The organism is Bacillus sp. SD088 (assembly GCF_017355205.1).
Classification (GTDB): Bacteria; Bacillota; Bacilli; order Bacillales; family Bacillaceae_C; genus Lederbergia.
This window is the reverse complement of the sequence record NZ_JADIJK010000008.1, coordinates 1-22,363: the sequence shown is the minus strand read 5'-3', so window position 1 is coordinate 22,363 and position 22,363 is coordinate 1. Positions and strand designations below refer to the sequence as shown.

Annotated in this window: 19 protein-coding genes and 1 pseudogene; 8 read left to right on the top strand and 12 right to left on the bottom strand. The window is 36.7% G+C overall.

Features of this window, described 5'->3' with window-relative positions; translation table 11 throughout:
- Positions 1-9 precede the first annotated feature (9 nt).
- Positions 10-840, bottom strand: a complete 831-nt coding sequence (locus tag IPU53_RS08880) for a sugar phosphate isomerase/epimerase family protein (RefSeq protein ID WP_207449960.1) — start codon at positions 838-840, stop codon at positions 10-12.
- Positions 841-1,207: 367 nt separating this feature from the next.
- Between IPU53_RS08880 and IPU53_RS08875 the strand changes: the two genes are divergently transcribed.
- A complete protein-coding gene (locus IPU53_RS08875; protein ID WP_207449958.1) occupies positions 1,208-1,615 on the top strand; it encodes a helix-turn-helix domain-containing protein in 408 nt (135 codons plus the stop codon).
- Between the two features lie 373 nt (positions 1,616-1,988).
- Here the strand turns inward: IPU53_RS08875 and IPU53_RS08870 are convergent, their stop codons facing one another.
- The 3 genes and pseudogenes from IPU53_RS08870 to IPU53_RS08860 form a co-directional block, all read right to left on the bottom strand.
- Entirely contained in the window at positions 1,989-3,794 is a 1,806-nt protein-coding gene (locus IPU53_RS08870; protein ID WP_242698168.1) for a glycoside hydrolase family 2 protein, read from the bottom strand.
- 153 nt (positions 3,795-3,947) lie between these two features.
- Positions 3,948-4,378: pseudogene (locus IPU53_RS08865) on the bottom strand (DUF6932 family protein).
- A gap of 215 nt (positions 4,379-4,593) precedes the next feature.
- On the bottom strand, positions 4,594-5,082 hold the full coding sequence (locus tag IPU53_RS08860) for a sigma-70 family RNA polymerase sigma factor (RefSeq protein ID WP_207449952.1): 489 nt from the start codon (positions 5,080-5,082) through the stop codon (positions 4,594-4,596).
- Between the two features lie 503 nt (positions 5,083-5,585).
- Between IPU53_RS08860 and IPU53_RS08855 the strand changes: the two genes are divergently transcribed.
- Both IPU53_RS08855 and IPU53_RS08850 read left to right on the top strand, forming a co-directional pair.
- The gene (locus tag IPU53_RS08855) at positions 5,586-6,218 is read left to right on the top strand and encodes a competence protein ComK (RefSeq protein WP_207449950.1); all 633 of its coding nucleotides are present in this window, start codon (positions 5,586-5,588) and stop codon (positions 6,216-6,218) included.
- A gap of 200 nt (positions 6,219-6,418) precedes the next feature.
- Entirely contained in the window at positions 6,419-6,715 is a 297-nt protein-coding gene (locus tag IPU53_RS08850) for a hypothetical protein (protein ID WP_207449948.1), read from the top strand.
- 189 nt (positions 6,716-6,904) lie between these two features.
- Here IPU53_RS08850 and IPU53_RS08845 read toward each other — a convergent pair whose 3' ends face one another.
- Positions 6,905-7,369 carry a GNAT family N-acetyltransferase gene (locus IPU53_RS08845; protein WP_207449946.1) on the bottom strand — a complete coding sequence of 155 codons (465 nt, stop codon included), beginning with the start codon at positions 7,367-7,369 and terminating at the stop codon, positions 6,905-6,907.
- Between the two features lie 563 nt (positions 7,370-7,932).
- Here IPU53_RS08845 and IPU53_RS08840 point away from each other — a divergent pair.
- Positions 7,933-8,853: a helix-turn-helix domain-containing protein gene (locus IPU53_RS08840; RefSeq protein ID WP_207449944.1), complete on the top strand. Its 921-nt coding sequence runs from the start codon at positions 7,933-7,935 to the stop codon at positions 8,851-8,853.
- Positions 8,854-9,330: 477 nt separating this feature from the next.
- Here the strand turns inward: IPU53_RS08840 and IPU53_RS08835 are convergent, their stop codons facing one another.
- From IPU53_RS08835 to IPU53_RS08810, 6 genes are all read right to left on the bottom strand, one after another.
- Complete coding sequence (locus IPU53_RS08835) at positions 9,331-10,470, bottom strand: glycoside hydrolase family 53 protein (RefSeq protein WP_313886466.1); 1,140 nt, start codon at positions 10,468-10,470, stop codon at positions 9,331-9,333.
- A gap of 88 nt (positions 10,471-10,558) precedes the next feature.
- Positions 10,559-12,631, bottom strand: coding sequence for a beta-galactosidase (locus tag IPU53_RS08830; RefSeq protein WP_207449942.1), 2,073 nt, complete (start codon positions 12,629-12,631; stop codon positions 10,559-10,561).
- A 53-nt stretch (positions 12,632-12,684) separates the two neighbouring features.
- Positions 12,685-13,527 (bottom strand): sugar ABC transporter permease, encoded by an 843-nt coding sequence (locus IPU53_RS08825; RefSeq protein WP_207449940.1) that lies wholly within the window; start codon positions 13,525-13,527, stop codon positions 12,685-12,687.
- Positions 13,527-14,855 (bottom strand): carbohydrate ABC transporter permease, encoded by a 1,329-nt coding sequence (locus IPU53_RS08820; protein WP_396019934.1) that lies wholly within the window; start codon positions 14,853-14,855, stop codon positions 13,527-13,529. Before IPU53_RS08820 ends, IPU53_RS08825 begins: the two co-directional genes overlap by 1 nt.
- 108 nt (positions 14,856-14,963) lie before the next feature.
- Positions 14,964-16,232: a sugar ABC transporter substrate-binding protein gene (locus tag IPU53_RS08815; protein WP_242698167.1), complete on the bottom strand. Its 1,269-nt coding sequence runs from the start codon at positions 16,230-16,232 to the stop codon at positions 14,964-14,966.
- A gap of 623 nt (positions 16,233-16,855) precedes the next feature.
- Positions 16,856-17,689 carry an AraC family transcriptional regulator gene (locus IPU53_RS08810; protein WP_207449936.1) on the bottom strand — a complete coding sequence of 278 codons (834 nt, stop codon included), beginning with the start codon at positions 17,687-17,689 and terminating at the stop codon, positions 16,856-16,858.
- 646 nt (positions 17,690-18,335) lie between these two features.
- On the opposite strand from IPU53_RS08810, the gene nhaC reads away from it, so the two are divergent.
- Together nhaC and IPU53_RS08800 are read left to right on the top strand one after the other, a co-directional pair.
- On the top strand, positions 18,336-19,856 hold the full coding sequence (gene nhaC, locus IPU53_RS08805) for a Na+/H+ antiporter NhaC (RefSeq protein ID WP_207449935.1): 1,521 nt from the start codon (positions 18,336-18,338) through the stop codon (positions 19,854-19,856).
- Between the two features lie 6 nt (positions 19,857-19,862).
- A complete protein-coding gene (locus tag IPU53_RS08800) occupies positions 19,863-21,041 on the top strand; it encodes a trans-sulfuration enzyme family protein (RefSeq protein WP_207449934.1) in 1,179 nt (392 codons plus the stop codon).
- A 567-nt stretch (positions 21,042-21,608) separates the two neighbouring features.
- On the opposite strand, the gene IPU53_RS08795 is transcribed toward IPU53_RS08800, so the two are convergent.
- Positions 21,609-21,773, bottom strand: coding sequence for a ribbon-helix-helix domain-containing protein (locus IPU53_RS08795; RefSeq protein WP_207449933.1), 165 nt, complete (start codon positions 21,771-21,773; stop codon positions 21,609-21,611).
- Positions 21,774-21,897: 124 nt separating this feature from the next.
- On the opposite strand from IPU53_RS08795, the gene IPU53_RS08790 reads away from it, so the two are divergent.
- Entirely contained in the window at positions 21,898-22,044 is a 147-nt protein-coding gene (locus IPU53_RS08790) for a hypothetical protein (RefSeq protein WP_207449932.1), read from the top strand.
- Complete coding sequence (locus tag IPU53_RS08785) at positions 22,041-22,355, top strand: hypothetical protein (RefSeq protein ID WP_207449931.1); 315 nt, start codon at positions 22,041-22,043, stop codon at positions 22,353-22,355. The genes IPU53_RS08790 and IPU53_RS08785 overlap by 4 nt, the downstream gene beginning before the upstream one ends.
- Positions 22,356-22,363: the final 8 nt, after the last annotated feature.

Sequence of the window (22,363 nt, the reverse complement as noted above, 5' to 3'; positions counted from 1 at the left end):
TCCCCTTTCTTAAATTGATTTTTCAATCTCCTTCATGTAATCAATTGATTTTTTCGTATATTCATCAAAGAACTCTCGACCTCCACCTGTTTCCATTACAGCAAATGGATCGGCAGCTGCTGGCAAAATTTCAAATGTTAGAGGTCGTTGATAATCAATTTCTTTTAACGCTTTTAATATGGGCACAAAATCAATCGTCCCTAATCCAGGTGCCTTGCGATTGTTATCAGCAAGATGGATATGAATCAATGCATCACTACTTTTTCGAATCGCTTCGGCTATATCGTCCTCCTCAATATTCATGTGAAAGGTATCCCCCATAATCCCAACATTCGGTAGATTAACTTTTTTCCACATGTCTAGAGCCTGATCTAAACGATTTAACATATACGTTTCATAGCGATTCCAAGCTTCAATACACAAATCCACATTTAAAGTAGCTGCATATTCCGCTCCCTCTCGTATTCCTTCAATCGCCCAATTTACTTCATCCTCGTAATGAGCTAGAGATGCCGTTTTCCCATTTGCTGTCGGAGCGACAATCATCACCGGCGCACCAACTTCAGCAGACATATCTGCTACTCTTTTCACATAATCTATTGCTTTTCTGCGTTTCATGGGATCAGGATGGGCCAAATCACGTTCAGCATTATAAATGGAACATATCGAAGAAACAGTAATGCCATAATCATTTACAAGTTTCCTTACCTTTTTGGTATCATAAGCATCCGGCTCTCCAATTAATTCAATTGCGTCATAACCAAACCGTGCGACTCTCTCAATACTTTTCGATACATCCTCCCCATAATAAACAAGTGAATCAAAACTGTACGTAAACATTAAAAAGTCCTCCTTGTATTAAATTTTTCTTTATTGACCCTCAATATAATACGTTACTAATGTAATGATAGTGATAGTTGATTATCACATACCTTACCTTCCCAATGTACAACTGATCTTTAAATCTAAGTTTATTTGAGACATCCCCCCAATTTGCGCAATCAACTTTCTGAATTTCCAAGTTGAATGTAGTAATCTTTCCACTCAACTTGAGTAACACTAAAAACCACCTATACAACACACGTTCTGTGTGCCGTAAATCTATATTAAGCAGAATTTGTCGAATTGTCAACTCATTTCGTGTGTTTTATAAATACAAACACACAGACTGTGTTAAGTTTTTGCCAAATGAAGAGAGGTGTTCAGGATGGAGAGCTTTGAACAGCGACTAGAAAATCTTCGTGATAAGAAGGGCTATTCAAAAAAGGAAATGAGTCATAAGCTAGGTTTTACAGATAATGTGTATGGATCTTACGAAAGAGGGGAAAGACGTCCTTCATTTGAAGCACTCATAAAACTAGCGGATATTTTCGATGTCTCCCTTGATTTCCTGATTCGTGGAACAGAATATAAAGAAGATAGTAACTTGACTCAAAATGAAAAAACAGTAAAAGACATTACAAACGACCTTGCAAATAAAGGAATAAAATCGGCTTATTTTTTGCAGTCCAAAAAATGGGCGATCCTCTCTAAAGAAGATGTTAAGGAATTGAACGATCATTTTGAGTGGATTGTCGAAAAAGCGAGGATGCGCAAATACGATTCAGGTGAGTAATTGACTTAAGACTTTTTTGTTTCAGAAAAACGGATAAGAAGTTCCGTTGACATTAAATGAAACAAAACAAACTGGGGAACCCCTATATTTATTAGCAGATTTTTATAAGTCCCCTCCTTTAATTGGAGCACCTGTCGGATATAACGGAAGAAGAAGCAGTAAAATTAAGGCAGAATAAATCAAACTAAAGCAAATGAATTTTGATGTTTAAACCAGGCGATCGCGATTGAAATAGACCGTCACAGAACTGCAAATGAATTCTGTGACGGTCTATTTATTTTAACAAGATCTGATTTGTTTATTTCATCCTGACTAGTAGCCAATTTAATCTACTTCAATAAGCCCTAACCTCTCATATTGTTGACTAGAGGCTTCATTTGTTTGCATCTGTATTATCTTCAATAGCCGCTTTTCCACTATTGATTCTTTTAATAGCTTCCTTATCAAATTTCAAGCGACGATCGTAAGTGTATAAACCATTCTTCTCTTGTTCAATATCGTAAAGTTGTGTATAACAGAAACCAAAAATATTAGGATGTTCCAATAAAGCTTTTGTAATCCCTTCATAACGATACATAAACTCTTCTTTTGTCTTAGGTTTCCCAACTTCCCAGTCTTCAAGTTCCAAGGTCTCACCAGGTGCCCAAAAAATCCCACCATACTCGCTAAGCATATAGGGTTGACCTTCATATTTCTGTTTCTCATCCGAATAATTAAAACTAATATATGGCTTCCCGCCATGTTTGAAGTCTTCAAACTTTTCGGCAAAAGATTCAGGATCTTGATCGTACAAATGGGCATCAAAGATATCCGTTTCAACGTGGAAAAATCCGCTAACATCAATCACAGGTCGTGTGTTATCCATACGTTTAGTTGATCGATAAATCATTCTAACGACATGATCGTTTTGATCAGGTAATAATACAGAGTCTCCACTCTCCGTTTTAAATTTTGCACCTTGAATTTCATTTAAAGGGCACCATCCCACAATTGACGGATGATTAAAATCTCGATCAACCGACTCTAACCATTCAGGAAGAAATCTTGCGAAAGCATCTAAGTTACTAAAATCACATCCCCAGTCCGCATATTCCCCCCAAACCATGAATCCTAGCCGATCTGCCCAATATAGATACCGGGGTTCAAAAACTTTTTCATGTAATCTCGCACCATTGAACCCTAACTCTATAGCCAATTCTATATCTTTTTTTAAATCAGCTTCTGTAGGAGCTGTATAAACACCATCGGGATAATAGCCCTGATCTAGCACTAACCTTTGGAATACCGATTTACCGTTTATAAGCACCTTTTGCTTGTTAATCGCTATTTCTCTCATTCCAAAGTAGCTTGTCACTTCATCTATCACTTCATTGTCTCGTAATAAGAAAAGTTGTAAATCATACAATTTTCCGTCCCCAGGTTCCCATAGATATAATTCGGATAAATCAATCGATGCTATAATATTCTTTTTATAAGATAACAACAACTCAGTTTCGCCCATAACTCTACCTTCATAACTTGAGAGCGCTTTAAAAGAATACCCTAAAGTATCTCCCTGAAAACTGGTATCAATAGTAACACGGTTATTATCGATGTCCGAAGTAACCTTAAATGTGTCAATCGAACTTAATGGAACAGCCTCAAGCCAAACCGTTTGCCAAATACCCGTCGTTCTAGTATATCTACATTTATTCGATTGATATTCGGTAGCCTGCTTACCACAAGGCTGCAATCGACTTTTTATATCATCCTTTGCATAAACGGTCACTGTATTACCACCGTTTACATTTAATGTTTCTGTTATATCAAATGTAAACGGTGTATACCCACCAACATGTGTCCCCACGGAAAGCCCGTTAATCCACACTTCCGTTTCATAATCCACTGCCCCAAAATGAAGGATTATTTTTTTATCTCTCCAGTTACTAGGGATAGAAAATTCCCTTTTATACCATACAGCATTCATAAAATCCTTATTTTCAATTCGAGATAATTTACTTTCTGGGCAAAAAGGAACTACTATTTTCTGTGACAGGTGTTTCATATTATAAAGCTTGCGTTCCTTTCCACTATCACCCGCATCAATCTCAAATTCCCATTCTCCATTTAAATTTATCCAGTCTTTTCTGACCATTTGCGGCCTCGGATATTCATTTCTTGGAATATGATCATTAATCATTTTCATACCACCCTTTTAATAGATTAATTATTAAAGATTTCATTGATAACCTTAATAGCCGTCTCAGTTTCCTACAATTTTCCATTAGCTTTATCTTGAGGAGATATCATTTCAAAACCTCTAACAATGTGTCTAACACTTCTTTAGTAAATTCTACGTCCCTTTGGGGTTTCTACTACGATCAAAACAAAATTGACCCATCCAGTAGTTTTGCATTATTTTCTCTTGGCAGTTGAAATTTTCCGTAATAGCATTCGGTGGTAGATGGTCTAATGTATTACAAAAATACGTATCACAATCGTACTCTACCGATAATTGATTGAGGAGATTGCCTAACTTTTTAGTTTCATCTTCTCCAAGTTCCACAATATCCTCCAGCCTGTAAAAAACGCCTAAATCAATGTCGTTTGGCTCTACCTGGTTGCTAAATAGCTTCCGCCTAACCAAACGTACCTTGGTGATAAGATTTGCATTAGCAATTTGAACCATTCTTTAAAACCTTTGTAAATTGCATTTCTTGTAGTTGAAGTTGAGAACTTATCAACAAATTGTTTTTCAAATTCCTCCGAAAAAGCCACATCCATCCGAACAAATTATTAATTTAACTTTATCTTAATGATGTATAAAAAACAATGAAGAATGGTCCTCTATGACAAATATTTTCTGGGTCCCGTTCTGCTAATTTATTGCATAACGGGTATCATCTCTACGGGACTGTCGGCCACATCCAAAAACGGATTTTTTTACTACATTAACGCTGTATCTGGATGGGGGACTGTCCCCAAATCACGTCCCCAAATCACACCACCCCTCTCTCAATATTCTCTCGTATTTTCGCCAAGGTGACAGCCTTGCGTTTTTTGATGGCAGAGAAGGAGAGTTGTTCTTTTTCGGCGATGTCGCGGGTGGTCATGCCTTTGTAAAAGGTGTCGATGACCCATTGGGTTTGTTTGTCGGAGAGGCCGATGCAGTAATTTTGCAGGTGTTCTCGTTCAAGCCATTGTACCTCTTCTTCCATTGTGTTTTCCCAAAATCCGTCATCTGGATAGACGTTTCGTTCTTCGTTTTGTCTGTGCTTTGTGAGGTTGGTCATCATGCGCCCTTTTATGTAGGAGTAGGCGTAGGAAGAGAATCCCCCCTTTTCATGATCAAATCGTTGGTGAGCATCCCATAAGGCAATCAAGCCTATTTGAAAAAATTCATCCTGGTTTTTATAAATCGCTAAAGATTTCATCACATGGTAAATCATCGGTTGATAGTTCTCAACAATTTCACTAAAACTTTCCATTTGTCGTTCCTTTTGGAAAGCGCGCTTTCTGTTTATTCCCGGGTCTCTCTACCTTAGGAAAAAGATCTTTTCAAAGCTAATGGTTCTTTTTTCAAAAATAGGATTGGTTTTTGCCAATTTGCTTTAACATTGAGCTCTTTTTTGCCATTTCAATAAGGGAAATTTATCCTATCTATAAAAAATCACTTTCAAGCAATTTCTTTTAAAAAAAGATGATAGAGAGCCAAGCAAACACCGGCCCATTCGACTATGACAATCAATGCACGATACGTGCTACGCGACGTGGGCAAGAAAACCTAGGTAGTAGCGCAATTCACTGAGGGAATGACGCAATGGACAAGGAAAGTTGCGCAATCCCGACTGCAGTTGTGATTGGCCTGCACGCAAGTTTTCAAATAAGGTATAAAACTAGAAATCAAATTATTTGGAATTCCCATCTTTTTATAGGATAATAGACATAGGTATTTATAAATACCGTAATTCCAACTTAAGGGAGAGTGAAAGTGATCAATCGATGTGAAGTTAATAAAAGTGGAGAAGTGCGTGAGAACTATATCATTAAGTCTTTCACAGCTGGTTTATTGCCATTGATCGATAACTATGGATATTTGATGACACAGGTCGTAGAAGAAAATGATTATTTTGCAGTACGGAAAAGTCCATTACAAATTATGCAAGATAGCCTGCTTTATTATGGACATGATCTAGAAGGTGCTTCACAGGCAAGCAGGCAGGCCTTAGGCAATATCAATATGCCCCCTGTAAAAGTCTATGATCGTATTTACTGGTTCCCCATTTATTCGAAAGAAAGGGAACATAATATTTGGCTCTCCGCCAATCATGTAGACCGTTACAAGGCGGAAAATAAGAAGGAAACGAGCTTGGACATCGGTAAAAAATATACCATTACCTTAGAACTTAGCCTCAGAGCCTATGAAAGGAAGTTAAATAAAGCAAGAACCCTCGAGAAGATACATCATGATCGATTTCAAGAAATAGACGAAGATACCCCCATCGAGACCAACACCCACATCATCAAAGAATACCAACATCCATATTATTATTTTGCAGAGGTTGGCCAGAAGCCAAATAACGAAAAAAAGGGAAAGCAAAAGATATTCTTTTTACAAAATTAAATTTGCTTCAAGAGTAGAAAGAAGCTTTTAGGCTTAACCAGTAGATGTGAATTGTATGCGTTATCATAGTTTGACATATAAAACAGATTGCTTCCTTTCCTGAGATTTTTTCTTAGGAGAGGGTTCTTGGTTAAATTTTTTTCAGGTGAATTTTGTGCTTAAACGGAAAGTTGCAACTATGAAAATGGGAGAGTGATAGCATGCATCCCCTACCAAAGGATGGAGGAACGTTCTGGACTACGCATAAAAACTTACGCGTTCAAGTCTTGTACACGCAATATGAGAATCATTATGAGGCATTTGCAAGTTATTATTATTGGGAAGAGGAAAGCATTGACGGCTGTGGGAAACATCCTATCTTAAACAGGGCCGTAGCTGGCGCCCTAAAAAACTTAATGGAAGAGATAGAAGAACATGGATTGGACATTTGGACGACTACTCGACCATCCACCAAGAAAAAAGTGAAATTCTTGATGTTTCGGCCTGATGATGATTGAAATGGAAATGTCACAGAAACATGAATGATTTCTGTGACATTCTATATTTGGCAAACAAAGATGGCAGGATATTTTATGAATTAAGAAAGCCTAAATGTACAAGTATTGCATAAATTCATCATAGTTTTAGCTTTTAGCTTATATTCGTTGTCGTGTTAGAGTTGCTCGTTAGTTCAATCCCCATACCATCTAAAGGTGTAATTTTAATCCCTCATGCGATGCCTTAAAACCTAACTTTTCATAGAAATAAAGTGCTTCGGGTCTCTTTTTATCTGTTGTTAGTTGAATGATATGACATCCACGCTCTTTGGCACGTTGAATTGTCCATCGAATTAACATAGACCCTATACCTTTGCCACGTTCTAAAGTTGCAGTACGAACACCTTCGATGGTGGCTCTCCACCCCCCTTGATAGGTAATGTATGGAGTAAATGTAATCTGTAAAACACCTACTATCTCTTCACCATAACACGCCACAATCAATTCATTGTTTGGGTCAGAATGAATTGATTGAAATGCTTGTATGTAGCTTTCTGGCAAAGGCTGTTGGTAACGCTCTCTTTTGTTTCCCAACACATCATCTGAAAGCATATATACAATCCTGTCGAGATCTTGTAGTTTGGCTTCTCTAAATGCAACTTGATTTGTATTCATTTAAAACTCATCTCCAATGTTTTGGTTCCGTTAAATAACAGCGCAGGGATATTCAACAAAAATCTCCATTAATCTATGTGTGTACACGCAAAGGCTTTCAGTATAATCTAATAATAGACTAATAAAAATAAACTGCATACATTAGATACAAAGCTTTTTAATTTTATATATGAACGATGACCTAACAGTGCTCAAAAATTGCTAGAATATCATATAAATTTTACCATTATAACTACCCCTCCAGATCGCGATACCCTGTATTATCCACCACTTCTGCCGAACAAAACTATTGAGCGACATTCTTGGTACGACTGTAATACGTGCTTCCCGGAACTTGATATATACCTATTATGTCACAACTAGCCGTTTTCGCTGGCGGATCAGGGGTTTTTGCACTTAGCTAAAAAACAACTTACATAGCAACTTTCGAATAAATTCCAAGTTGATACATTCTACCAATAGTAGAATTCCGAATTCAACTAATAGTTGATAGGCATCAGGGACGCAATATGCTACTCTTTCATTAACAATGCGCATTGAAACTTATTGGGGAGGTAGTTTGGATGTTAGATACAAGTATGATTGGAAGCTATATCTCAAAGATGAGGAAGGAAAGGGATTGGACACAAATGGAGCTAGCAGATCGGTTAAGTGTGAGTCACCAAGCCGTGTCAAAATGGGAGCGTGGTGATTCGTTGCCGGATATTGGAACGTTGATGACGATTGGGCAAACGTTTGGGGTATCCATCGAAGATATAATAAATGGGGGAGCAACGAAGGACAGCTCGACATATATCCAACATGTTGGTCACATCATGACAGGGTTTACTGAAAATCGTCAAGAGGACGTTGCTGATATGATAAATGAGGGAGAAGTGGATATGGAAGGTTTGATTGAAGTAGCCCCTTTATTGAAAGCAAGTGAATTGACAGAGATGACAGCACGAGTAGATAAACAGTTATTTAATCAGGACTTGATATTACGGTTGGCTCCATTTGTAGAGACTGAATTGTTGGATGGATTGGTTGCAGGAGTAACGGAAGACGGCGTCGATATGGAGTTTGTTCAGAAACTTGCCCCGTTCATGAGTAGAAATGGATTGAAGGTGTTAATTGAGAAAGCGAATAAAAAAGAAATGAATTTGAAATCCATTGCACAACTAGCACCATTTATTGGGAAGGAAACAATGGATGAATTAATTGAGCAAGCACTCGACGAAGATATTGACCCTGGAACAATCATGCGACTGGCTCCTTTCTGCAGTGGCGAAAAGTTAATAAACTTAGTAGATCAGAGAGTGGATGACCAATTAGACGCAAGCTTCCTCGTCTCGCTAGCCCCTTTTCTTGGGAGAAACTCTCTGAAACAACTTATGAATACAAGAAAAATCGGTAATATGGGACCTGAAACGATTGCGCAATTGGCACCATTTGTTGACAAAGCGACCCTAAGCGGATGGATTCAGCAGCTATTGACAAAGTAGAAGATAAAATCAAGCTATCTTGAAGGGAATTAATCAAAATATTAAATTTGATTATGCGTTTATTCCAAGATAAATGGACACTCGTATTCGTGCGTTTGATTTGTTTAAGTATTTTATCCCTTAATGAGATTGTTTTTTTGTATTTTCTTGGTGAATTTCCTAATGCACAAGAGTACGGTAGAGTACCCTTGTTATAAGTGAAGACAGAGATGGCTTCCTAAAAAGTCTAATGAAAGAGATAAAGGAATATGGATTAAACATTTGGATGCCCCCGATCATCCACCACGCATAAGGTGAAATTTTTGATGTTTAGGACTGATGAGATAGAATGAAATAGCTCTTGGAGGAATAATAGATTGGGAAACAAACGATCATGCAAAAGGTAATTCTCCCTACACTAACTAAAGCGGTTCATTTTGATCACTGAACCGCCCTAATCTCACTACCGTTAAAGCTTGAAATAAGGTGAATTTATTTCTAAAACTCCCTAAACACATTCAAGGAATCTAAAGTATTTCCTTTAAAATCAAACAATCCCTGATTGGCCCAATGATTTCCCGTTGGGGCCACATCATTGCCATATTTCATGCCTTCATAACTAGCCCAGGTCGTATTTTTCAAAGGAAGCCAGGAGGGTTCCCAATAGACAATCCCTTTTCCTTTATGATTTTCGGTTTGTTGAACAATTTTCATCAGGTCTCGTAAAAAACTTTTTTGCCCTTCGACTGTAGCAGGGTACCCTCCTATATCTGCAAGATCCTTAGTGAAAATACAGCTTCCTAAAGGGTCTTCCTCGGTAAATCCATATGCTGTTTCTACAATGAGCACTTCTTTGTTATATCGAGCACTTATATCATTTAAATTAAATTCCAATTCATCTAAACTGCCGTGCCAGAAGGGATAATAAGATAAGCCAATAATATCAAAATCTACATCCCTCCGGGTTATTTCATCAAACCAGGTACGGTAAAGTTCATTTGCCCCACCAAAATCCAGATGCAAAATGATCTTGGAGGATTGAGGCATGCGCACTTCCTTGACTGCTCGAATTCCTGCTTTCAACAAACGGGCTAACTGATTATAAGATTTTTCCCTGACTTCTTCTTCGACATCTTCAAACCTGCGTTCCTCAAATTTGAACATTGGCGTTTTTCCATCCGGCCATAACATCCCATTTGTTATTTCATTCCCAATTTGAATAAATTCCGGAATGACATCCTGTTCTGCACATATTTCAAGGACTTGTCTTGTATATTGATATACTTCGTCTTCTAATTGCTTGCCACTCAATCCATCCCAAGCTTTAGGCTTCATTTGTTTTTTAGGATCCGCCCAAAAATCACTATAATGAAAATTAATCATCCATTGCATACCATTCGCTTTTGCCCTTTTCGCTAAATCAAGTGTTGTTCTCAGATCATTCGTCCCACCCAAATAAGGGTTTTTTTCTTCATCATAAGGATCCACCCATATACGTAAGCGGATGGTATTAATCCCATTTATTTTTAGAATTTCAAATAGGTCCCTTTCTTTCTTTTGATAATAAAACTTTCCACCTAATTCCTCTAATTCATGGATGATAGAAATATCTGCGCCTTTTACAAATGTATCTGTCACCGTTATCCAGTCCCCTTTTCGTTGCTACTTATAACGATCATTCCGTCAATGCCCCTAAAAAAGCATATCAGTATCTAGATCATACTTGTTATTTTGCTTTACGTTTTAACAATCTCACAGCAAATTTTTCTAAAACAACCTTCTTAGGTACGGATCTTCCATTCAGTAAATTCGTGTATTCCGCATCTGTCAATTCCACTTCTTTCGCTTCCCTGCTAAAGTTAAATAGATAAATATAATCATGCTCCCCATCTGTTCGCTTTTGTGCTGTTACTCCTTCAGGAAGTTGTGTTTCTATCACTTTTCTGACTCCTGATTCATCTACTAGTTTAGTAAAAAAATCTAAATGAAAATTCCCTTTATTTCTAGAAGAAATATAATAGGCTTTTCCTTTGCCAAGTTGATTTACCGTTAAAGCAGGATGGCCTTTATAGAAATCTTCTTGATAGTAGGCGAGTGCATCAGCTCCTTCAAGATGAATAATATCGCATAATTCATGTGCTTCATATTCACCAAAAAGTCCTAAATGGTTATTCGGATCTGTTTTAATGGAATTTATTTGTCCATCATGTAAAGCATCGATTTCCTCTGACCAAATACCTAATGTCTTACGAAGAGGTCCCGGGAATCCACCTAGAAAAACTAAATCATTTTCATCAACGATTCCTGACCAGTATGTTCCAACAAAAGTACCACCTTCGCGTACAAATTCTTCTATCTTCTCACCAACCCCAGATCGGACCATATATAGCATCGGAGCAACAACAAGTTTATATTTTAATAGGTCTGCATCCATATCGATCACATCAACTGGAACACCTTGATCCCAAAATGCTTTATAATGCTGGCCTACGGTCTTTTCATAACCGATACCTTGATTACGTGGTCCTTGTGCATCTTTGATCGCCCAGCGATTTTCAGTGTCAAATATAATCGCAACTTCTGCATCAATCCTCGTGCCAACTACACCGCTTGATCTTTCGAGTGATTCACCTAGATTCCTCACTTCCTTAAATACTCTCGTGTTTTCATATCCTGAATGATCCACAACAGCACCATGAAATTTTTCACTTGATCCACGACTTTTTCGCCATTGAAAGTATTGGACTGAATCTGAACCATGGGCAATAGCTTGCATGGATGATAAATAATGCATCCCTGGCCGTTTTAACTTACTAATAGGTTGCCAATTCGTTAAACTAGGCGTACTTTCCATTAACAAAAATGGTTGTCCATCCTTTAAGGATCGGAAACGATCATGATTAAATCCAATCCATGCAGCTAACTGGCTATCGTCATCTTGATCATGCCACTTCGGATAAGAATCCCATGAAACAAAGTCTAATTCCTTCGCAAATTTAGCATAATTTAATCCGGAGAATTCACTTGTTTCCATAAAATTAGTAAACGTTGGGAGTTCAGCATTTTCCTTTTTCAGGGGTTTAGTTTCATGTTTATAAAAGTCGATCGTCTGATCTGTCACAAAGCGTTGCCAATCCAAGTTCATCGCGTGCACAGCTGATTCTCCATGTGGAGAAGGTGATTCAACCTGTGACCAACTTGTAATGGTATGGCTCCAAAAGGTTGACCACCAAGCATAATTTAAATCGTCCAATGTTTTGTATTTATTCTTTACCCAAGATCGGAAGGCGTTCTGACAATAGTCACAATGGCAATCTCCACCATATTCATTGGAAACATGCCATCCAATGACGGCTGGATGATGTGCATATCTTTTCGCTAATTGTTGATTTATTATTGTTACTTTTTCACGATAGACTGGTGAGGTAAAGCAATGATTATGCCTGGCACCATGTAAATTACGTACTCTATTCGCTCCTACACGTAATACCTCCGGATATTTCTCTGACATCCATGTCGGTCTTGCACCACTTGGGGTGGCTAGAAAAGCAAAAATACCATTTTTCGCAAATTTATCTAGTACATTATCAAGCCATCCAAAAGTAAATACACCTTCTTCTGGCTCAAGTTTGCTCCATGCAAACATCCCTATGGACATCACATTACAATTTGCAAGTTTCATTAAACGAATATCTTCATCTAAAATCTCCGGCTGATGTATCCATTGTTCCGGGAAATAATCAGCACCATGTAAGAGATTGGATACTTTTTGATTAATTGGTTTATATTTTTTTAACATCGTGTCATTCCTTTTTCACTATTTTACTAAGTTCCATAAATATGGATACTTTTCTAGCCCTTCGTCCCACCGCCAGTTAAACCTGAAATTAATGATCTCTGTGAATATAAATAGACAAGAGAAACTGGAATGGCAATTAACAAGGCACCTGCTGAAAATCGAGTAAAGTTATTAGAAAATTTATCATTAACAAAGTTAAATAATCCAACCGCCAGTGTATATTTTTCTGGACTTCTCAATATGATCGATGGAAGGATAAAATCAAATAATGGTCCCATAAAATTAAATAATGCAACCACTCCAAGTATAGGCTTTGCAAGAGGTAAGATGATTTTTACAAACACGGTCAAATGTCCCGCGCCATCCATCCTGCCAGCTTCATCTAGTTCCCTTGGAATCGTATCTAAGTAACCCTTGACAAGCCACGCGTTAAAAGGGATTTGACCACCAACATAAATAAGGATTAAACCCGTTAACGTATTCAATAATCCTACTAAATTTAAGAGAATATATAAAGCTACCATCGCCATGATGACCGGGAACATTTGCAATATTAAAAACGTATATAACCCTGTTTTTCGACCTACAAATTTATACCTAGAAAAGGCATAAGCAACTAAAGAGGTTATCCCCACCGAAATAAGTGCCGATAGACCTGAAACAATCATGCTATTCTTATACCATAAAAGGTAATTACTTTTAGGATCTGTGAATAACCATTTATAGTGAACAAGCGACCAATTTTCTGGAATGATCGTGGAAGAATACAAACTTGTACCGGAGTTTAGAGAGATCCCAATCGCCCATAGAATAGGGTAAATGATAATAACAGCCATAAAAGCAAAAATTGCATATATACCTGCCAACTCTATACCAGACTTAATTTTTGAATTCATCAAATATTCCCCTCTTCTTTAAATGAACTCGTTTTACGAAATTGAAATATAGCAAAAACCGAAACGATAATTCCAATAATCAATGAGATGGCAGCTGCCATACTGTAATTATTTGTATCAAATGTTAACTTATAGACCCAGGATATGAGGATATCTGTTCCACCAGCATTTTGCCCCTTTATGGCTGGTCCCCCTCCATTAAGCAAATAAATCACATTAAAATTATTAAAATTCGTTGTATATTGAACAATTAACATCGGTGCCGTTGCAAATAAAATATGGGGTAACGTAATATGTCTGAATTTTTGCCAACGAGTTGCCCCATCTACATCTGCCGCCTCGTACCATTCATTTGAAACACTCTGCAGAATTCCAGTAAATAAAGCAAATAAAAATGGATAAGCTAGCCAAGTCTGAATCATAATGAGGAGAATTTTTGTATAAAATGGATCAGTCATCCAAGGGATTCCATTGCCTCCAAACAGTGGAACAATGAGATCACGATTGATCGTTCCAAATTGATCATTAAACATGGCAGAAAAAATTAAAATAGATACGAATCCTGGAACCGCCCATGGCAAAATCAATATTGTTCGGATTATTTTTTTAAATTTAACCCTTTTGTCGTTTACAAGGACAGCTAGGAATAGACCGACTACTATTTGTAAGGTTGTTGCCACAAGTGTCCAAATAATCGTCCATGAAAAAACACTGATAAAAGTATTTTTCCAGAGAGGAACGGTCACTAAATTTTTGAAATTAGTAAATCCTACCCACTCTACTAATTTTCTTGGTGGAGAATGATATAAATCATAGTTTGTAAAAGATAGAGTGATTGCAAATAACAATGGAAAAACAACCGTAAATATAAGCAAGATGAGTCCGGGTCCTGTTAGAAAATAGGGAAATGACTTATCATAGCTTGCTTTAAAAGCATCCCCTAGATTTGGTGCTTCATGACCTTGGGAAATAAGTGTAGCCTGCTTTTTCGCATCCAACACATTATATATATAGAACGCTACTGCAAATACTAATAAAATAATCGAAAGGATTCCATAAACAAGTAAATAAATAGAGTGGTCAACACCAGGGATTGTCCCAAGGGTTCTTATTCCCCACAAACCTAAATTGATAAAGTTTCCGAAACAAACAATAAAGGCAATTTCTAAAACAATAAACACTATTCCTTTTAAGTATCGTTTATTATATATTTGTCCCAAACCAGCTAATAGAATGGATAATATTAACGCAGTAGTAGGATTATGTCCCTTTTTAGGAACAGGCTTTTTCCTTTTATTTGAAATAGATGCCTTTTCATTTGAATTCATTTTATTCGACATTTACCTCTACCTCTATCCTCAATTTATAAAGTAAATATTCTCGCAAGCCGGAATATAATAAGGAGTGAAGAGAAAAGGAATCTCTTCACCATCAACTTAGTTTCCCATTACATTCATTTTCTCTTCGATTAAATCAACGGCATCATCCAACACCTCTTTGACATCTTCGCCATTACTAATCAGCTCAATCGCATCATCTATTTCCCAAATGGCTGACATCTCAGGGATATTTGGCATTGGTGCTGCATATTGAATTTGTTCTGTATATCCTTTGTAAATAGGTTCATTGATTTGATCAAGTAACTTATCTCGTGGTGGCAACTCTCCAGTTACCTCATAATACGTTTGCGCACTTTCCTCACTTGTTAAAAACATGGCTAAATCTTCCGCCCATTCGGGATTCTCTGAGTAGTAGGAGATTAACCACGACTTAACTCCGACAAAGGATGGCGCATCTTCTCCATTTATTTTCGGAAGTGGTGCAGTCCCCAAATCATCACCAAGTGCTTCACCGTAAATAGGTAAGTTCCATGGACCACTTACAACCATTCCAACTTTACCTTCCGTAAAAAGTCCATCTAAAACATCGATCGTTAAAGTTTTTGGTATTAAGCCTTCTTTGACAAATTCTTGATATTTTGTTAATCCTTCTATTGCGCCCTCATTATTTAACCCTATATCCTCAGGATCATAGATTCCATCTTCTTCGCCAAAAACATAGCCGCCATAACTATTAATAAATGAATATAAATAGTAAAATTCCGGTAAAACTAAGTATCCATACTCATCCTTGCTAGCATTTGTTAGTTCTTTAGACATTTCAAAGGCCTCTTCTATTGTTGACGGAGGTGTATCAATGATATTTTTATTATAATAGGCAAAATAGGTTTCTATTGCTGTAGGCGCACCATAAATCTCACCTTCATAAGTAAAGGCATCAATGGCTGCTTGACTAAACCCACTCAATTCTTCATCAGAATATTGAAAAGGAACTGCCAAACCTTGGGCCACTATATCCCCTAACCGATCTTGAGGTTGGAAAAATAAGTCTGGTCCATCTCCCGCTGGTCCTGCAAGTGCTAAATCCTGAACTTGATCGGGCTGTGCCACTCTTTCTAGAACTATGTCAATTCCTGTCTTATCAGTGTATTTGTCAGCTAGTTTCTGGACAGCCTCTTCAGCAATATCCTCATCATTCACCCAAACGACTAGCTTTTCAGGTTTTTCTACTTCTGCACTACCGTTCCCGCTCTCTTCCCGATTATTTGCTGTGCTCCCGTTCTCTTCACGAACCGGTGCACACGCAACCATCATGATAGATAACAATAAGATCAAAAGCACATTCCAATATACTTTTTTAGACAATTAGAACAACCCCCTTATAATTTTTATAATGTTTGTTAAATTAATTAAAATAATTATATAGCGTTTACAAATGGTTTTAAATATAATAATATTCTCCTTAACTTTCAAATAGTTCAATTGACATACTTATTGTCAAACATTTTTTTCTTATTTCCTTTATAGAGAATGTTCAAAAATTCCGGTAAAAATGACAGTGCTAATTTCTTCGTTGGCTTGTTTCTCCGCTGCTTGGAAAAGAAAACCACTTTTCCTTCGTGCGATGCGGATTCGTGGAAGATTTACTTATGCTCATGTATTAGGATAAGGAACTTCTACTAAAACCGCCCACGTCCTGTGGGCAACGTAGAAGTCAGCATATCCTGTGCAAGTCCGCGGCTCGAAACTACGCCGCCTCGAACTTTCGAAGTACAGGATGTACTAGTGTCGGTGTTGCAGACAGGACGTCAGCGCCTTTAGCCGACTTGGTCCTTTTTATCCTCCTTTTTGAACACGCACTTATAGGGATTCTCCTCTGAGTTTTCCCTATTTAATGGAAATCCGAAGAAAAAAATAACTCTTTAAAAAGGAAAATCGTTCATCCCTTCTAAAGAGTTGTTACTAAATGGATTTGATTGACAGAATACTTAACAATATAGACTACGATAGACACTAGGGGTAATCCCTTCTCTTTTTTTAAAAGTTGATACAAAATGACTGACACTATTAAATCCGACTGAATTTGTGATTTCCTCTAAAGTCAAAGTCGTATCAGTAATTAAAAGTCTTTTTGCCTCGCGAATACGTAATTGAACTAAAAAAGAGTACGGGCTAATGCCAAACGCATCATGAAATAATGTATTAAGACGTTGCGAACTCACTTTAGCCCTTTCTGATATTTCTAACAAACCAATATTCCTTGAATAGTTTAATTCAAGCCATTCAACAATTGGTTTTATCTTCCTGTATGACTGAGAAATTGATAATTTACTATTAGTTTTTCCGTATTTTTTTAACATAAGCAAGAAATGGTATAAATCTGATGATGATTCATACTCTAAATATTGATCGCTCTCATCAATTTTTACTAGCATTTCTTTTTGCATGCTAGTAAAGGAGAAAGCGTCCGTTTCTTCATATATAGCTGAATAATTCATATTAAGAGCATTTAATATTTGATCGATGGCGGCACCGCTAAAGGTCATATACCATGTAGACCATAGCACGTCCGCATTATGATCCGAATAATAAAAATGTGGCGTATACGGTGTTAAAAAAACAGCTTTTCCAGGGGTCAATCGAAATTCTCGATCTGCAAAATGAAAGATGCCTTCCCCCGCATATGTTTGTAACCAATGATAATAAGGATAACCTTCGGGTCTATCAAAATCAAGTTCTTTCGTATTATAACCAATACTTTCAATAAAAAGCGGGAGCGGATTGTCCGATACAGTAAAAGTATAACGCTTCTTATCTTTCATGATTTAATTACCCCTTTTTTCTTTATTATACCATTTCTATTACTAACGATCGTAAATTGCACCATAGGGATAGGTAATAGGAAGGGGATTCTGGAAAATCTACTAAAAAGGCACCCTCAGCATATTGCTGGTGATTATTACACAAAAAAGATATCAACTGTAGGTATAGGTCTTTCATACCTTTTCAATTGTCCTCTGTATATTGTTTTGCTCTTCCAATCATCAAATTACTTCTCTGAATCGTGCTTCTAAAATAACTATATTGAAACCTTCTCCTTTTGTATGACTTCATGCGCAGGAAGCCTTAAAATTTCGCGAATATTTAGCTACAAAAAACTTCGCCCTTTTATTCTATTAGGGGGCAGCTGTGACTCATGTAACAAACAAGAAAACCCAAATGTTTCTCAATCAAAGCTAAAGAAACATTTGGGTAAAAATCGTAAAAGGCATTGGGAAGATCACTCTCAATGCCTTTTTCCGATCGAAACTTCAAGAAGAATTACCATATATTTTCAAAATTCATCTTGGATTGACATTTTTCTGACTACTGGATAAACTGGCTTTATTAACTTTTTAGTTGAAAGAAAGTTCCATATTCTTTTTCATTTAAACTATCTAAGAATTTGACTAGAAGGGAGAAATTTAGATGCTAAAAACAAAGAAAGAGGTATCAATCTTCCGGAGTGCTTTACCCATCATAAGTTTGTTTCTTCTCATACTAGTGGGTGTTATTATTATGCCACAATTAACTGCAACTATGACTGAAGTTACCGATTCCAGTGGTACTGTATCGACAGTTAAGGAACCAGGAGAAGCAATGCCGTTAGAATTAGTGTTTATTTTCGCGACTATTATCAGTATTGCTAATTTATTTAGTATGGGCTTTAAATGGAAAGAGATCGAAAATGAAGTTGTCAAAAAAGTGGCAAAGCTAGTCCCCGCTGCAATGATCCTTTTTTCTATCGGCTTAATCGTTGGTTCATGGGTTTTTTCAGGTACAATCCCCATGTTAATTTATTATGGTGTAGATTTAATTAATCCAAATTATATTTACCTAGTTGCTTTCATCGTCCCTTCCATATTTAGTATCCTAACTGGTACATCTTGGGGTAGTGCAGGAACAATTGGGGTTGTATTACTAGGGATTGCAGCAGCAATTGATGCAAATTTAGCCATTGTTGCAGGGGCAGTTGTCGGCGGAGCATATTTTGGCGATAAAATGTCACCCCTTTCAGACACTACAAATATTGCAGCACTTGCAGCTGATGTACCTTTAATGGATCATATTCGCTCAATGATCAATACAACAGGTCCAGCCTATATATTAGCGGCCATTACCTATGCAATCATTGGTTTTACTACATCGATCAATAGTGATGCTGCGCAATTAAATGACATCGTTATTCTTAAAAACGAACTTTCAAGTCTGTTTAATTTCAGTAATCTATTTCTAATTATTATTATACTAATCCCGATCATTATCGTTTTATATGGTTCATTTACCAAGAAACCAACTGTACCAACATTAATTGTTTCTTCTATTATCGCTGCCTTAATTGGGGTATTCTTACATGGATTCTCATTTGAGCAAATGCTTGCAGCTTTAAACACAGGATTTGATACGAGCCTTGTTTTTCCAGATGTTGAGATTAATAAAGACGTAACAGAGATTTTAAATAGAGGCGGCTTATACAGTATGGTAGAGCCTGTAATTATTTCAATTATGGTATTTATATTTGTCGGAACATTAGATTGCATTGATGCGATCCCTAATATAATTAATAAAAGTTTTGCTTGGATTAAGTCAAGACCGCAAGCAATTATCAGTTCTTTATTTGCAACAGGTCTTACAAACGCTTTAACATCTAACCAGTTTGCTACTTCATATATTATCGCAGAGGCTTTTCGCCCAATTTATTCTAAATTTAAAATTCCTAGAAAAGTATTGTCGCGAAGTATTGAAGATTACGGAACAATGATAGAAAATCTACTTCCTTGGACGACCACAGGAGTATTTATGTTCGGAGCATTAGGCGTTTCCGCTCTTGATTATTGGAAATTCCAATTTGTCTCTTTATATGGATTTGTCATAGCTATTATTTTAGCGCTTACGGGAATTGGTTGTTTCTATAATGAAAAAAGGAAAACGGCTGAAAAAGGAGAATAACACCTTATGAGAAATCAAACGATGTTAATCCACCATGGTGAGGAACATGATCAATATCAAGGGGCAGTTGTCCCACCTATTTACCAGAATTCATTATTTGTTTTTGAGGATTGGGATGACATTGATCATGTATTTAATGATCCTACAGAGAACGCAATTTATACGAGAGGGAAAAACCCTGGCGTTGCATTAGTAGAAGAAAAAATTGCTATGTTATGTAACGGCGAAAAAGCGAAGATGTTCGCTAGTGGAATGGGCGCAATATCTTCTGCCATTCTTCATTTTACAAAAGCAAATGATCATATCATAACGATCAACAATGCCTATGGACCCGCAAATAACTTTATTAATCATTATTTAAAAGAAAAATGTAATATAGAATCTACATTTATTTCTGGCGACGATATTAAAGAATTTGAAGAATCTATACGACCCAATACTACATTGATTTATTTAGAATCACCATCTAGTGCAATATTTTCCATTCAAGATCTTGAAGCAGTAGTAAAACTAGCTAATAAACATAATATCAAAACAATCATTGATAATACTTGGGCAACACCTATTTTTCAAAAACCTTTGGATATCGGAATTGACTTAGAGGTTCACTCATGTTCTAAATATCTTGGTGGCCATAGTGATGTCGTTGCTGGGGTTATTGTAGGAAAAAAGAAAGATATTGATGAAATCTTTCATCAAGAAGCGGCATTGTTAGGTGCTAAAATGGCCCCGTTCGAAGCGTGGCTCATTTTAAGAAGTTTACGTACATTGAATATAAGAATGAAAGAACATCAAAACAATGCAATGATCATCGCAAATTATTTAAATAAACATCCTGCGATCGAACGTGTATATTATCCTGGATTACCTAATCATGAACAACATACATTAGCGAAACAACAAATGAGCGGCTTTTCTGGATTATTCGCATTTCAATTGAGGAGTGATAATCTAACAAAAATAAAATCGTTCGTGAATGCTTTAAAGTTGTTTAAAATTGGGGTAAGTTGGGGTGGTCACGAAAGTTTAGTTTATGCCCCAGCTATTAGTTATTTAAAAGAATTGACACCTGACCAATTTAAAGCGATGAATATATCATTAGGTACAATTAGAGTATCCATTGGTCTTGAGGATAGTGAAGATCTAATAAGCGATCTTTCTCAGGCGTTAGAACATCTCAAATAACTCAACCGGGTCCTAGACAAAGCAATTTGTCTAGGACTTGCCTGTATATCTACGCCTCTTGAAATAAGAAACATGATAAGTCATTAACCTATTATGAAGGGTCTGTTGAAACAGTTACTTCTGCTTCACCACCTCGTGGAAGGAATAAAAAAATTGGCGAACGTACACTATCAAGCATCATTCTAGACAGAATGGTGTACGATTCTTACAACATACTTATTGTATGATAAATCTCTATTAGTGAACTTCATGGATTGGCAGTAACCAAATGATTTATGAGGAAATTAAGCTTCGTACTTCGTATATCGAGGTACTTCTTTCAAATGTATTTTTTTACGGACAGCTTATCCTCCCACCTACGTTTCTCTGTACTCTCTAAAGCTTTGACTTACTGCCCATAAATGTGGGGATAAATTATAATGAGAACGGCACAGAAACATGAATGGTTTCTGTACCGTTCTATTCAGAATGGGGAAAACTGTGGTCTTATAAACATTCATTGGCCTCCATCAACTAGATCAGTAAAGCGAAGCCCCTATTTCTGTTTTCCCAAAAGTGCACAAAAGTCTAATGACCTTTCCCGCTTTTCCCTAATCCCCTTCTAATCAATTCTCGAATAGCCTCACTTCGGTTTTGAACGCGATTCGCAAATTGGAAATCCTCCACTTTTTCTAAAAGCTCATTTGGAAAAGTGACTAAGACTTGCGTATTTTTCTTTTTATCGATGGCCATACAATCACCCTTTCTATATAAAGTATTATAGGTTGTATAACCTATTGTTGACAATTTATTCCTAAATTCGTATCATGGTTATATATAATATATTAGTTATATAACCATGATAGGAGGAAATTGAATGGATATCGAGGTTTACAAAGTAGAAAAACTAATAGGAGGTAAGACAGACTTTGAGAAAGTTTATTTTTCGAAGCAAATTGTTGTCCAAGAAATCTACAAGAATCGTGATACCTATAATTCCTACATAAACAGGAGAGGCCTATGACTAGTAACAATATTATTCAAAAAGCCTTTGTAAATATTGTCTTTGTTGAGCGAGTCCATCAAGTAGCATTTCAAAAGGTCATGGCTGATTCAGAATACCGTGATGCAGAAGCAGTTTCTAGCAATCTCCTTTCGCAATTAGAAGAGACATTCTCGACTAAGGAGCAAAAAGAATTACTTCATGAATTAAAATCCGCTTGGGACAGTATGTATGGCATTTTCCTTGAAATTAGTTATTGCCAAGGGATTGCAGATAGCCCAATGATTCATAAACAACTTGAGCAATATGGGCTGAAGATTGCAGAAGAATAGAGCCATTT